The sequence below is a fragment of the Clostridium aceticum genome, assembly GCF_001042715.1.
In the GTDB taxonomy this organism is placed as follows: Bacteria; Bacillota; Clostridia; order Peptostreptococcales; family Natronincolaceae; genus Andreesenella; species Andreesenella acetica.
In genome coordinates this window covers 1,432,045-1,445,855 of record NZ_CP009687.1, presented here as the reverse complement: position 1 = coordinate 1,445,855, position 13,811 = coordinate 1,432,045, and the positions used below count along the sequence as shown (strand labels likewise).

The window sequence follows — 13,811 nt, the reverse complement described above, 5'->3', positions numbered from 1 at the left end:
AGAGGATTTTTTGAAATAATTAGCTTGAGTTGTTATCTATGACTTTGTTTATTGATTTTAGATTCAATACTTAATCAAACAAATTCAAAACCCCTTCTACTGTTAAACTTTTTTCAAAGATTTTTCTTATATTGATCACAGCTTCCTGCTCTTCTTTTAAATCAATTTTATGAATGATAGCTACAGCATTTAGTCCTGTAATCTTCTTAATCACTTCTATGTTATCTTTTTCGTAATAGCTTCCATGATATTGATTGATCACAAATCCCTTTATCTCCACCCCTAGTTTCTTAAGAAAATCCACCGTTAGTGCAGTATGATTAATCGTTCCTACTCCAGCCCTTGCAACAACTACAACAGGAACATTAAAATCCCTGATCATGTCGTAAATATAGTATCGATCCCTAATCAACGGTACCACCACCCCACCTGCACCTTCTACCAGCACATAATCATAGGCTGCCTTCAACCTCTCATAATCATCAATGATTTTATTAATATCGATCTTCACCTTCTCCTGTTCAGCAGCTATATGAGGCGATACTGCCTCCTTTAGGCAGTAACTATTCATGACAACATCCTCTTCCTCTATGGCAGCTACTTCCTTTGCGAAGGCTGCATCTGTAGCTACTAACTTGTCATTTTTAAGGATCCCTCCACTTTGTACTGGTTTAAAACTTATTGCTTTAAAACTGTTTTTCCTTAAAAGATGGGTCATTCCTGCTGTAACAAAGGTCTTTCCTATATCAGTATCTGTTCCTACGATAAACAGTCCTTTTCCCAAAGTCCTGCCTCCTTTCAGCACACTTATAAACTAGATAATACCTAATTCCATTCCTGCCTCTTTTAAACTATCTAAAACATGCTTGAGTTCTTCCCTACTGTGAGTAGCCATCAATGTAATCCTCAATCGACTAGTATCCTCCGGTACAGTAGGTGGTCTAATTGCTGTAATAAAAATACCTTTTTTAAACAATTTTTCACTTAATTTTGTAGCTTTTTCCGCACTTCCTATAATAAGTGGGATAATTGCTGTATTACTTTCCAAAACACGAAATCCTAGTTTCCTTAATTCCCCTTGAAACCATTGTGCATTCTCAAGAAGTCTAATTCTTTTGTTTTTTTCATTTTTTACAATATCTAAAGAACACAATGAAACTGCAATCGTAGCTGGAGATAATGCAGTTGAATAAATAAAACTCCGAGCTTTATGTCTTAAATAGGTCACCAGACTTTTGCTGCCAACCACAAATCCTCCTTCACTGGCAAGGGCTTTACTAAGGGTTCCTACCTGTATATCCACCTGCTCCTTAAAATTGAAATATTCTACACAGCCTGTGCCATTGTCACCTAAAACCCCTGTACCATGAGCATCGTCAACCATTGTTAAGATGTTATTTTCTTTAGCTAGCGCTATTATTTTATCTAATGGTGCTATGTCCCCATCCATACTAAATACGCCGTCTGTCACAATGAGTCTCTTATTGCCTTCATAAGCCTTTATTTTCTTCTGCAAGTCCTCCATATCACAATGCTTATAGACAACAATCTTAGCCCCACTTAACCTGCATCCATCAATAATGCTTGCATGGTTTAATGCATCACTAAATAGAGTCCATTCCTTATCTGCTATCGCTGTTATGGTGCCTATATTTGCCATATATCCTGTATTAAAAAGAATGGCTGCCTCTGTATTCTTGAAATCAGCTATCTTCTTTTCCAGTTGATCATGAAGTTCATAGCTTCCTGTCGTTAGTCTAGATCCCCCTGACCCTACTCCATATGTACGAATTGCTGCCTCTGCTGCCTCCTTTAATCTATCATCATTACATAGGTCCAAGTAATTATTAGAAGCCATTAATAACACTTTTCTATCCCTTATTGATATATATTTACTTTGGGGACCACTAAAAAATTTAAACTCCCTATATAACCCTCTATCTTTTATATCCTTTAAGTATTCATCTATAAACCTCATCTACGTTTCCCCCGAAAAATCCTTATAGGAGATACAACCTTTTACTGCTGGTAGCTTATTGACTAGTGTCACTTTCTCTTGTAAATATTCTATGCATGCTTCTATAGATGTCTTTGATGCATCAAAGCAAAAGATTCTTCCACCGGTAGCATCCCCTAAAGCCTTTAATTTGCTGATTCTAACATAGCCCGTGTTTTGAGATGCTACATAACCAGTAACATAATGTGGGTCATCTGACCAGCACAATTCAGCAACAATGCCTGAAGCATTTGAAACTTTGCTTGCAAGTGCAACCGCCTCTTTTACATGACTATTATTTAAGCCCTCTTTTTCTAATACGCTATCTAAATCTTTTTTTAATCTAAAGCTCCAATCAATGTTGGTAGCCCTCAATCCCCTGTCTTTATCTGGTTCAATCCTTTCTAAAGAGTGAATATCTAGAAGTACTGCTCCTCTCATAGGATTGCAAGTCTTTAATATATTGAGTATTGTTTGAGAGGCTTTATAGGATAAGCCAATTTTTTGCAGTACTTTCACTGCACATTCTCTTCCCTGAATATAATCATCTACCATAATCGTTGTTATATCTAGAGGGGCAATATATTCAATAGTCTCATCCGCTATATTTTGTATGGTTATATTTATAAAATCTGGCCTACCTTTACTATGATCTAGCGCTCTTATTGTTAGTTGCTGCACTACACTTTCTACCTCTTGTTCTAAGACAATTTTCTCTCCGCCTGAAATATGTTTTCCTTTTCTGGCGGCCCTCATTTTCACACTATATAGATTTTCCTTCATAGGACATCTCTCTAAAAGGAGTATAACTTTTTATCTTAATCAGCAGTTTACTTAAAGACCAAGCAGTTATAGCAGTATATAGCATTCCTGGCAACCCTGCTATGATCATTACACCAATAGGACTCTTCAACAGCAATCCCAGTACCATCCTTGCCACTATAGATCCTAATGGCCCTGCAATAGTAATAGATATAAATCTAGGCTTAAAGAAGTGCAGGATTCCTCCCGCCACAACTCTAAATACCATAGCAATCACTACATTAATAATCGTATGGGTTCCAAGCGTTAAAGTAATGGCACTAGCGATCATGCCGGCTAGTATGTATCTCTTGAATCCAAAAGACACTGCAATAGCCACTGCTATAGGTGCAGACAACTGAAATTCTGTTCCCGGTAAAGGTCCCGGTATTTTAAAGGACCCTGAAATTGCAATGATCACTGCTAACAAGCTTATTAATGTTATCTCTCTTGTTTTATTCACATAATTTCCTCCTTTTTCCAATTGTGAGTTAATACTTAAGTCCCAAGTCTTCAATCATTGCTAGGTCCTCTGAAATTCCCTGACCTTTTGTGGTAAGGTAATTTCCTGTAAGCATGCCATTGATCCCCGAAACAAGTCCTAATGCCTGAAGACTTCGCAGATTTACTTCCCGACCACCAGCAAACCTTATATTGGTCTTAGGCAAAACAAACCTAAACATCCCTATGGTTTTCAGTACTTCCAAGGGAGAAAGTGGTTTCTTACTTTCTAACGGTGTGCCTAGGATAGGATTCAATACATTTAAAGGTGTGCCTAGGATAGGATTCAATACATTTAAAGGTGTGGAATCAACCCCTAAATCTCTAAGTGCAAAAGCAAATTCAACCCTTTGAGCAAAAGTCTCCCCCATGCCGATAATCCCTCCGCAACAAACCTCCATACCAACTTTTTTAACCGCCATAAGGGTTTTCTCCCTCTCCTTATAGCTGTGGGTAGAAACAACTTGAGGAAAGAAGCTCTCGGCAGTTTCTAGATTATGATTGTACCTCGTAACCCCTGCATCTTTAATAGCTCGAGCCTCTGCCTCTCCAATAACCCCCAAACAGGCACATAACTGCAATTTAGTTTCCTTACGCAATTTTTTAAAAATATCTAAAAGGGCAGCAAATTCAGGATCACCTAACTTATATCCTTTACCGCTGGTTACAATATCAAATCGGTGTACCCCTGCTGCTTCCATAGTTTTCGCCCTTTTTAAAATTTCATTTTTATTAAAGTTCACTTCTACTTTTGTGCCTGTTTCATGATGGACAGATTGAGAACAAAAGGCACAATTTTCTTTACACCCACCTATACGAGCACTGACGATGGAGCAAAGGTCTACTCGATCTCCTTGATACACTTCTCTAATTTTAGAGGCATAGGCAGAAAGAAAATAGAGATCAGCCCCTTGAACTCTTTCCAAAGCTAAAGCCTCCTCATAATTTATTTGACCTCCGGCTAAAATTTTTTCACCCAACACTGTTATATAATGATGCATAGAATCTCCTCCCAATTACTTCAATTTTTTTCTAAAACCCTACTGTTTTTTTGTCAAGTAGATGCCTTTGTTAACAGTAAATACTGATCTTTGCTATCATGAAAGCTACTTTACTCTTTGAATTGTTAACATTTATGTATTATTTTGGCTATTAATAGTATAGCTAGAGGCTTTATTATTGTCAACTTTATTTATTTTTTAAGTTAACTAATTTCATAAAAAAATTTCACCTTTATTATCAAAATAAACTACAAAACACTTCACACCTGAATCCTTGGCTTGTAGCAATGAAAAAATGTCACTTTCTCCATTTTTGAAAGTGACATTTCTTAAAAACTACTTTTCTTTATTTTTGTTAGCTGAAGCTATAAAGCTACAATAACCATATCTTATCTAACAGGTTTTAGCAACCTTTTAAAATCCTTCAAGCTAGTAAAGGAATATACATTTCTTCTCTTAAGCTTAAATCTATTATCTCCATGTTGTACATTTCCTTCTTCAACAGTGAAGGCCATGTGATAGCCTAACTCTTTTAAAACATCAATCACCTCTTGATTATAGTGTCCATAGGGGTAGGCAAAATAAGGACTTTGCATCATCTCTAAATTGACTCTTAGATCTTCCCTTACAGCTTCTCTACTTTTTGTTAACAAGTAGCCTTCATCGTCTTCTAAATGATGAAAATCATGGGTATGACAACCATACTCAAAAACATCATTAGACTTTTCTAGTTCCTCCCAACTGGCATACTGTAAAATTTCAGGGTTAAAGGCTACAGTCTCATCAGTAATATAGCTAGAAATGATAAAAATAGCTGCTTTTTGATTATATTTTTTTAATATTGGATAGGCATGTACAATATTGCTCTTATATCCATCATCAAAGGTGATCAATACACTTTTTTCCGGCAGCCTGATTTCATTCTTCAGAAAAAGCTCTAGTTCTTTTAAAGTTATCGTATGAAAACCCTCATTATGTAAATACTTCATATGCTTCTCAAATAATTCTACAGAAATAATCATCCCATTGTCTGGATAAGGATTCTCTTCTTCTGTTAATATATGATGGTAAGTTAGTACCGGTATCTCCCTTGCATAAGTCTTAGATCCTTCACTACTATCAGCATAAACCTCATCTATAGGTAGATCACCCCCGTAGCCTTCTCCCACACCCGTATCTCGATATAAACTTACCCTTGCCACATACCCTAAAACCACAACAATGACTATAGCGAATACAACAGAAACGTATTTTCTCATAATTAATGTCTTCATATATGCCCCCTCTAGAATAAAATATTTTTTACAAATCTGCCTGTAAAGTAGTCTTTTTAAGTTTTCTACTCTTGTAATTCTGTGTAAGATTACCTTTTAAAGAAGTATATAATATGGCTAAAGGCACCACTGTTCCATATACAATAATGACATTTAGTAAAAACCTCCTAGTAATAGAAAGCATCCCTGCATTAGTTAAGAACTTTTCAGATAGAAATATCCCTAGTGGGTGGCTTAAATATACATAATATGAAGCTTTTGCAACCTTTTTTAGGGTTTTATTTAAAATGCTGTTTTGTTTATTGGCTATATGATAAGCTACTACATAGTAGAACATGATTGCAATAAAGCAAAAAATAGTCCATGTTAATTCTATAGTAAAACTTTTTATTGGTTTTCCTAAGCCATAGTATTGGTAGAACTGATAGCCATAATAGCTGCTTATACCAATATATCCTGCTGTAATCAGGTACTGGTACTTCAATAGTTTTTCCCGAAGCATGTCTATATTCATAGCTGCATAACAACCTAAACCAAAGAAAAATACATGCCTCGCAAAGAAACGATCCATATAGGGAAAGCGTACATATTTAATCGTTAACAAACTGATGACGAATAAAGTTCCCAAAACAAAATGCGAAGGAAATTTTTTGAAAGCATATAAAAACACACCAAAAAGCAAATAAAACTGTAAAATCGTCAAAATAAAATATAAATGATAACTCATATCCGCTAACAAAATATTTTCTATAAGAAAGCTCCATGAGAAAACGTAATAGCCTTCATGAATAAAGTATTTATAGTATATAAGTGTCCATACGAAATAAGGAATCAAAGTAATAGAAAGTCTCTTTTTTAAAAAGCTAAAATAATGCAACCTTTTATCCTTGTAACTATAAAATAATGTTAACCCACTTAAAAAAATAAATGTTGGTGTGGTAAACTTAACACTACGATTTAATAAAGAAAATATTTTCATATGAATACTGTCACTTTGCAGTGTAGATACAGGAATAGCAGAGATATGTACCATGACTACTGCTAGACAAGCAATTGCTCTTAATATATTTACTTCATCAATTCGTTTTTTCATGTTACCTCTCCTATCTACCTATGTAATTCAATAAATAACTAAGTATTTTGCCGAAACTTGTAATACAACTAATAATTATACTATAAATATTCACCAAGTGAAAGAGCCAAAAAAGCTGACCATTTTACAGTCAGCTTCGATTAGTTGCTTTTATATCTCTTTCATAGGTGTTAACTTAACACAATTATTGCCAGAATTCTCTCGAACTGTCATTTTGCTAACACTAAGACCCTTCGACTCCGCTTTGCTCCCCTCTGGATGACAAATTATGACTTAAGTTAACACTAGTGATATCTCTATTATAATCCCTCAAAAATAACTCTGTTTTCTATTAAGATTTTTTTAACTTTTTCATAGATAATTTCCTTTGGTTCATTTTCTTCTACATGTATATCTATAGGAGGTGTATCCTCTTCTATATCTCCTATCCATACTAGCTTTAGCTGTCTAAAATCCAACACTTTACTTAATACATTGATATCTTCTGTTTGCAGGTGATCTATAACTGTGATCAGAATATTCCCTGCGTTTAACAGCACATTGGCTACTTCAGCAACATGCTTTAAATGTTCTTTACTACTTTCCTCTTGCATACCTTCTCCGAATCTATGAGACAAACTTTCTGTATCAAGATAATAAACATTTCTTCCCTCCGTAAAAAGTCCTCTTTCAAGATATGCTGCAATAGACTTTTTCTTTAAATCTTTTTTACCAGAGATCATAAGCATCATAGGTTTTTGTGCATATCGACTAGCTCTTTCCTGTCTTGTAACAGCCTCTTCTCTCCATGTTACCTTTTCCTGATGGATTTTTTCATCTAACAATCCCTCTTGACTTTTCAAACTATCTACGATAATTCCACCGCCGGATATTTCGTAGTTGTCGATAAGAACAAATCTAGAGGTTTCTGTTGAATTTTCTGCTTTATCAAAAGCAATGGCTTTCTCTAGCTTAAACACTACTTCTGCTACTTCATGCCTTTGCACATATTGTCTCTCTGTTTTAGATAAAGTAGAGGCATCAAGAACCGTTACTACCTCCTGAAGCTCAGCCTTCACCTTCTGTGTTCCCAGCTTCAAGTAATAATCTCTTTTGTTATTTAAATCTTCTTTCCCCAACCAAAATAGCTTTGTTTTAATTTGGGTGGAGACCTCTGGTGGGTTTTCTCCTGCTATACAGGCTAATTCCCCTCTAGTAATATAAATCTGTTCTTCTAGGGTAAATCCAGTGGCACTGCCGGCTATATCCTCATCCATCTTTGCCGCATGAAATCTCTCTACAGATTTTACTTTTGACTTTTTGCCGCTGGGGTAAAAAATCACTTCATCTTCTACAGTTATTTTACCTGTATCAATGGTTCCTGCTATAATCCTTCTATCGTCTCCATTAGCAGTAAATTTATATATGCCTTGTACAGGCATTCTAAACACTTGATCTTTAACATCCTCTTTGTTTTCTAATCCATCTAGCTTTTCTAATACAGTCCTTCCATGATACCAAGGCATTTTATCAGAGCTTGAGGCGATGTTCTCTCCCATGAAACCACTGATGGGAATAAAGGATTCTGCTTCTACGCCAATTTCTGAAAGAAAGGTTTTGTATTCTTCTACAATCTCCTCATATCTTTCCTGTCGATAATCTACAAGGTCCATTTTATTTATGAGAACAACAACTTGTTTGATTCCTAGCATAGATAGTAGATAACCATGTCTTTTTGAGTTTTCTCTTACCCCTTCCTTGGCATCAATCACCAATAAAGCTGCTTCTGCCCTTGCTGCACCAGTAACCATATTTTTTAAAAATTCAATATGTCCAGGGGCATCTATAATAATATATTTTCTTTTTTGTGTTTTAAAAAACACCCTAGCAGCATCTATTGTAATGCCCTGTGCTTGCTCATCCTTTAAAGCATCTAATAAAAAAGCATACTCAAATGGTTTTGCATTCCTTCTACAAGTTTCCTTTACTTGCTCTAACTTCCCTTGTGGCAATGAATTGGTATCAGCTAAAAGTCTGCCTATAATAGTGCTTTTCCCATGATCTACATGCCCTACAATAACAATATTCATATTTTCATTTATATTTACTTGCTGAGGTTTTACCATTGATAGTTGATTCTTGTTCAAGTTATTGTTCATGATCCATCCCATCCCTTGCTATTATTTCCGCTACGCCACTCATATTTATCCCACATCCATGTTGCATTTACATATATCCAGCTTTCCTTAGCTCTTCTAAACCTCCACCGTCTTCTTTATCCTGTGCCCTACCGCTTCTCTCGGCAATATTAGAAAATTTGCCGGTTCTTAGTTCCTCTACAATTTCTTCTACCGTGCTGGCAGTTGACTCTACTGCCAAAGTACATGGTCCACAGCCCAGTGATCTGTATCTTTTTCCTTCCCCTTGGTCAAAATATAAGGAAACCATCGGAATATTTTCCCGTTGAATATATTCCCAAAGATCTAATTCTGTCCAATCAAGAAGAGGATGTATTCTTACATGTGTACCAGGTGCAAAATCTGTTTTATATTGATTCCAAAACTCTGGAGGTTGTTCCCCGATATTCCAATCATTTGTTTGATTTCTAGGAGAAAAATACCGCTCTTTGGATCTAGAACCTTCTTCATCCGAACGTACTCCAACAATCACCCCTGTAAAGGCGGTGGGATTTTTTTCTCGTTCATACTCACCAGTTTCATGATTTAACCTAAATCTTGGACCAGTACCGTTGAGTGTATCCCTTAGGGCTTCTGTTTTTAACAATTTACAGCACTCTAGTCTTGAACAATTTCCATCTGGGAATGTGTTTTTTGCTTGTAAAGCTTCTATGTTTTGTCCATAAATCATATCAAGCTTCCATTTTTTTGCATAGTTATCTCTGTAGGCAATCATCTCTGGAATCTTATAGTTGGTATCTATATGAATGAGTGGAAAGGGTACATGACCAAAGAAAGCTTTTCTCGCAAGGTGTAGAAGTACAGTACTATCTTTCCCAATAGACCAGAGCATACCTAAGTCCTTGAAATTTGCATAGGCTTCTCTTAAAATATGAATGGACTTGTTTTCAAGTTTCGTTAAATGATCCATTTTCATCCCCCTTTAGTAGGCATTAGAATCTTTCTTGTTTATCTTTATGTGATACTTTTTATGATCAGCGCTTACAATATACCACGCCATGCTATCTCCACAATTTTTGCTGTATAAATGACCACCTTTACCGCCTATATCTGCCGCCAAATAATATTTAATCGCTTCTGCTGAACACTCTTTTAGGCAAGCAGTACATCCCCAACATTCTTTTGGATGTTTTATAGAAGCTTTCTTTTCCTCATCTTCAGCAATCAAGTTGCCAGGACAAATGTTTAAACACTTACCACATGAGATGCATTTGGTTTTATCAATTTGTATGCTCATAACTTTTGTCCCCCCCTACTAGCTGCCTAAATAGAATTTTTACATTGCCATCCTCATAAACTGAATTGATATACTTCATCCAGTTTTTATCATCCTTCTGGGGAAAATCAGTGTTTTCTTGATAACATCTCCATCTGGTTTCCTTTCTGGCTTCTAAATGTTTAATTAATACTTTACAAACATATAGACGGTCAATAATTTCAAATATGGCTAACAAATCATGTAAACTATTTGCCTTTAATCTATCTACTATATGAAAGAGTTCTTCAATGCCTTTAGCGGCGACTTCTAGTTTTGCCTTGCTATACATGTAAGCCTTAGATATGCCTCCAGCATACTCATCCATAATTTTTTGCATAGCCACTTCTATTTCTTCAATACTATGTTGAGATGGAGGATGATTAAAAAAGCAAGAAATATGTTGGATTTTTGCACTTATTTCTTGGTGATCCAACTTAATCATTTCTACATTTTCTATGGTCTTTATAATGGATTTGGCAGCTATTTCACCCTCTACCAGACATCCACTTACATATTTTTTAGGACTTCCACCAGCTACATCTCCCACCGCATAAAGATTTTTCAAAGTGGTTTTTCTATCACCATCTATCCAATAACCGCTGGCGGTATGGCCTCCTACAATATAGGGTTCAGTTCCTTCAATTTCAACATTTTCATGGGAGGGTCCCGTATTCCCCTCTAACCACTTCAAGGTCTGAGCTGGTGCCATGTTCAAATAAGCCTTAAACAACTCCTGCTGCTGTTCTTCAGAAATCCCTTCTGTTTTTAAAAAACAAGGGCCATTGCCCTTAAGGTTTTCCATTACTGTAGCATATAGCCTCATATGGGTTGTGGGTTTTCCATACCTCTCTACATATTCCTCACCTTTTGAATTAATCTGCACTGTCTTGACTCCCTGTGCGATAGTGCCGGTGGGGGCTATAGTATCCTTACACCTCAAGGCAATAAATCTCATTTCAAAGGAGGTCATTTCAGCCCCTGCTCTAATCCCCATAGCGTATCCAGCCCCCGTATTAAATGGACTGTACCACATCTTATGTCTAGAAAAGATTGGATTATTGGGTTTATATAAACCTGAAGCACCTCCAGTGGCACATATGGTTTTTTTTGCATAGATTTCATAAATTTTATTTTCCTTTAAAGAAAATCCTATTGCACCAATTACAGCACCCTCTTTAAGTAAATAATCTACAATGTTTACATTGTTTAAAACAGTAATATTGTCTTGATCTGTCACCGCTGCTGCAAGAAGAGGTTTTATATTTTCGCCGTTGATCTTTATACTTCTTTTTCCTCTTTGTACGTACTGACCATTTTCGTCTTTTAAGATGGGTAGACCTAAATCCTCCAGGTGTTTCGTTACTTTATTCAGCCCTTTTGCTATGCTGTAGACCAAATCTTCACGGATAATTCCTTCTGCATCTTTTTTTACATATGCTACAAAGGATTCAGGCGTCTCATCTTTACCAATATAAGCATTGATGGCATTTACCCCTGCTGCTAAACAACCGCTTCTTTTTATATTGGCTTTATCTGTTATAAGAACTTTTAAGTTAGAATTTTCCCTAAGGGTAAGCCCACTAAAACACCCGGCGGTTCCTCCACCGATGATCAGTACATCGGTTTCTAAGGTTTCAACATCAAATTTCAAGGTCACCACCCCTTGTATATCCATTGGTAACCAAATAGCTGATGATTTTATCAGCACATTCCTCTACACCCTCACCGTCTGTAGAAACCGTAATTTCAGGATGAGTAGGCTTTTCATAGGGAGAGTCTATTCCTGTAAAGTTTTTTATTTCCCCTGCTCTAGCTTTTTTATAAAGTCCCTTTGGATCTCTTTCTTCACAGGTTTTTAAAGAGCAATCAACAAATACTTCTATAAATCTATCTCCCAGTAAACTTCTCACCTGATTTCGATCCTCTATAAATGGAGAAATAAAGGCGGTAAGTGTAATGATCCCTGCATCTATAAAGAGCTTGCTTACCTCTGCAATTCTTCTGATATTTTCTATACGATCTTCTGTAGCAAAACCTAAATCTTTGTTTAACCCGTGCCTTATATTGTCACCATCCAACAAGTAAGTAGCTCTACCAGCTTCAAATAATTTTTTCTCTACAGCATTGGCCACTGTAGATTTACCAGAACCAGATAAACCGGTGAACCAAAGTGCTACAGCTTTTTGCTTTAGTAAAGTTTCTCTGTCTTCTTTTTTTATATTGGTGTGGTGCCAAACAACATTATTACTCATCATTGTAACCTCCTAATAGACTCCAATTATACGCCAGTAGGTTAAAGCAAATACAGTAACCACTGCTATAGATAAAATATTTAGAGCAAAACCTATTTTAAGGGTATCACTGGATTTTATGTATCCAGAAGAAAATGCTATGGCATTAGGCGGTGAACTCATAGGGAACATAAAGGCTAATCCTGAAGGTACTGCCACTAAATATACAGCTAAAGTAGCAGGAAGACCTAGGGCTGTTGTTGTTTTTATCACTACCGGAAGTAAGATGACCACCACCGCCGCATTGGAAACCCCTTCAGTAAGAAAGACACTTATTGAAAAGACCACCAGTATAAACCCTAAAGTAGAAAAATTCATCGTGGAAATATAATTTTGATTGATATACTCTAGCAATCCTGTTTCCTCCAGTGCTTTTCCTAAGGCGATTGCCCCGCCATACATAAAAATCGCACCCCAATTGATTTCTTTTTTTGCATCCTCCCAATCAATAACATTAAGCACAAAGAATAAGGCTGCACTAATGAGGGCTATATTAGCGATTTCAAATCTTTTACTTTGAAAAATCCACATATAAATTGTCCCTACTAATATGATTAGTGCTTTGATCTCTTTAAGCTGGATTTTGCTCATTCTTTCTCCAGTCTCTGAGAAAAAATCCTTTAAAATTTCTGTATCCCTTGTTGAGGCACTTACTTGTTTTATAAGATAGATAGAAACCATCATCATAATTAAATAGATAGGTGGTGCTACCGCAATCATCCATTCTAAAAAACCTATCGTCTCTCCCGTAGCTTCCTCTAAAATCCCTATTGCTAAAGGATTCCTTGCACCACCTAAAAAGGTTACAACACCGCCTAAGACACTGCCCCAAGCCAATGCAAAAAACATATATTTTCCTAATATGGAGTTACTGTCTAACTCTAATTTTTTACTTATAGACATCAATATAGGAAAAAGCATAGCTGCCACCGCATGTGCCGGCATAACATGGGCTAAAAAACCAGACAGTAGAAAAATTGAAAGGGTTAGCCTATGGGGTTGATCTCCAAACCTCGATAAAAAGTAGTAGGCAATTCTTTTATTTAACCCAGAAGTAGAAATTCCCGCTGATATGATAAAGGCACCTATAATAAAAAACAAAGCCTTATTGCCAAAGAAAGAATATATTTGTTCATTGGGCAACACATTAAATGTAGCTAAAAGACCCATCACCATAAGGCTCGTAATAGCAAGGGGAATTACATTGGTTATCCATAAAAAGTTTGCAAGCAAAAATATAATCAATGCCTGATATGCTTGGATAGACATATCTTCGGGAATATTAGGATTTGAAATAAACGTAAAAAACACAATAAAGGCAAACAACAATAAAATTGCATTTTTATATTCTATTAAAAATAGTGTGATTAACGGTCTTCTATCTATATAAAAGTTACTTTTTGTTGTGGTCTTCACCAA

13 protein-coding genes are annotated in these 13,811 nt (G+C 36.0%); all 13 read right to left on the bottom strand.

Annotated elements, in window-relative coordinates; all coding sequences use genetic code 11:
* Positions 1–70 precede the first annotated feature (70 nt).
* The 13 genes from bioD to CACET_RS06560 all read right to left on the bottom strand — a co-directional run bounded on the left by bioD (position 71) and on the right by CACET_RS06560 (position 13,808).
* Positions 71–784: a dethiobiotin synthase gene (gene bioD / locus CACET_RS06620; protein WP_044823597.1), complete on the bottom strand. Its 714-nt coding sequence runs from the start codon at positions 782–784 to the stop codon at positions 71–73.
* A 30-nt stretch (positions 785–814) separates the two neighbouring features.
* On the bottom strand, positions 815–1,978 hold the full coding sequence (gene bioF, locus CACET_RS06615; RefSeq protein ID WP_044823596.1) for an 8-amino-7-oxononanoate synthase: 1,164 nt from the start codon (positions 1,976–1,978) through the stop codon (positions 815–817).
* Positions 1,979–2,779, bottom strand: a complete 801-nt coding sequence (locus CACET_RS06610) for a 6-carboxyhexanoate--CoA ligase (RefSeq protein WP_044823595.1) — start codon at positions 2,777–2,779, stop codon at positions 1,979–1,981. It abuts the gene before it with no gap.
* Entirely contained in the window at positions 2,760–3,260 is a 501-nt protein-coding gene (locus CACET_RS06605; protein WP_044823594.1) for a hypothetical protein, read from the bottom strand. Before CACET_RS06605 ends, CACET_RS06610 begins: the two co-directional genes overlap by 20 nt.
* Before the next feature lie 28 nt (positions 3,261–3,288).
* Entirely contained in the window at positions 3,289–4,299 is a 1,011-nt protein-coding gene (gene bioB / locus CACET_RS06600) for a biotin synthase BioB (RefSeq protein ID WP_044823593.1), read from the bottom strand.
* 389 nt (positions 4,300–4,688) lie between these two features.
* Entirely contained in the window at positions 4,689–5,573 is an 885-nt protein-coding gene (locus CACET_RS06595) for a polysaccharide deacetylase family protein (RefSeq protein ID WP_052661245.1), read from the bottom strand.
* Between the two features lie 28 nt (positions 5,574–5,601).
* Positions 5,602–6,666: an acyltransferase gene (locus CACET_RS06590; protein WP_044823592.1), complete on the bottom strand. Its 1,065-nt coding sequence runs from the start codon at positions 6,664–6,666 to the stop codon at positions 5,602–5,604.
* Between the two features lie 299 nt (positions 6,667–6,965).
* Positions 6,966–8,804 carry a GTP-binding protein gene (locus CACET_RS06585; protein WP_242846881.1) on the bottom strand — a complete coding sequence of 613 codons (1,839 nt, stop codon included), beginning with the start codon at positions 8,802–8,804 and terminating at the stop codon, positions 6,966–6,968.
* Between the two features lie 67 nt (positions 8,805–8,871).
* Positions 8,872–9,753 carry a sulfate adenylyltransferase subunit CysD gene (gene cysD, locus CACET_RS06580; protein ID WP_044823591.1) on the bottom strand — a complete coding sequence of 294 codons (882 nt, stop codon included), beginning with the start codon at positions 9,751–9,753 and terminating at the stop codon, positions 8,872–8,874.
* 12 nt (positions 9,754–9,765) lie between these two features.
* Complete coding sequence (locus CACET_RS06575) at positions 9,766–10,080, bottom strand: 4Fe-4S dicluster domain-containing protein (protein ID WP_044823590.1); 315 nt, start codon at positions 10,078–10,080, stop codon at positions 9,766–9,768.
* Complete coding sequence (locus CACET_RS06570; protein WP_479722656.1) at positions 10,064–11,809, bottom strand: adenylyl-sulfate reductase subunit alpha; 1,746 nt, start codon at positions 11,807–11,809, stop codon at positions 10,064–10,066. The genes CACET_RS06575 and CACET_RS06570 overlap by 17 nt, the downstream gene beginning before the upstream one ends.
* Positions 11,742–12,353, bottom strand: coding sequence for an adenylyl-sulfate kinase (cysC, locus tag CACET_RS06565; protein ID WP_044823588.1), 612 nt, complete (start codon positions 12,351–12,353; stop codon positions 11,742–11,744). Before cysC ends, CACET_RS06570 begins: the two co-directional genes overlap by 68 nt.
* Before the next feature lie 12 nt (positions 12,354–12,365).
* The gene (locus CACET_RS06560) at positions 12,366–13,808 is read right to left on the bottom strand and encodes a DASS family sodium-coupled anion symporter (protein WP_044823587.1); all 1,443 of its coding nucleotides are present in this window, start codon (positions 13,806–13,808) and stop codon (positions 12,366–12,368) included.
* Positions 13,809–13,811 lie beyond the last annotated feature (3 nt).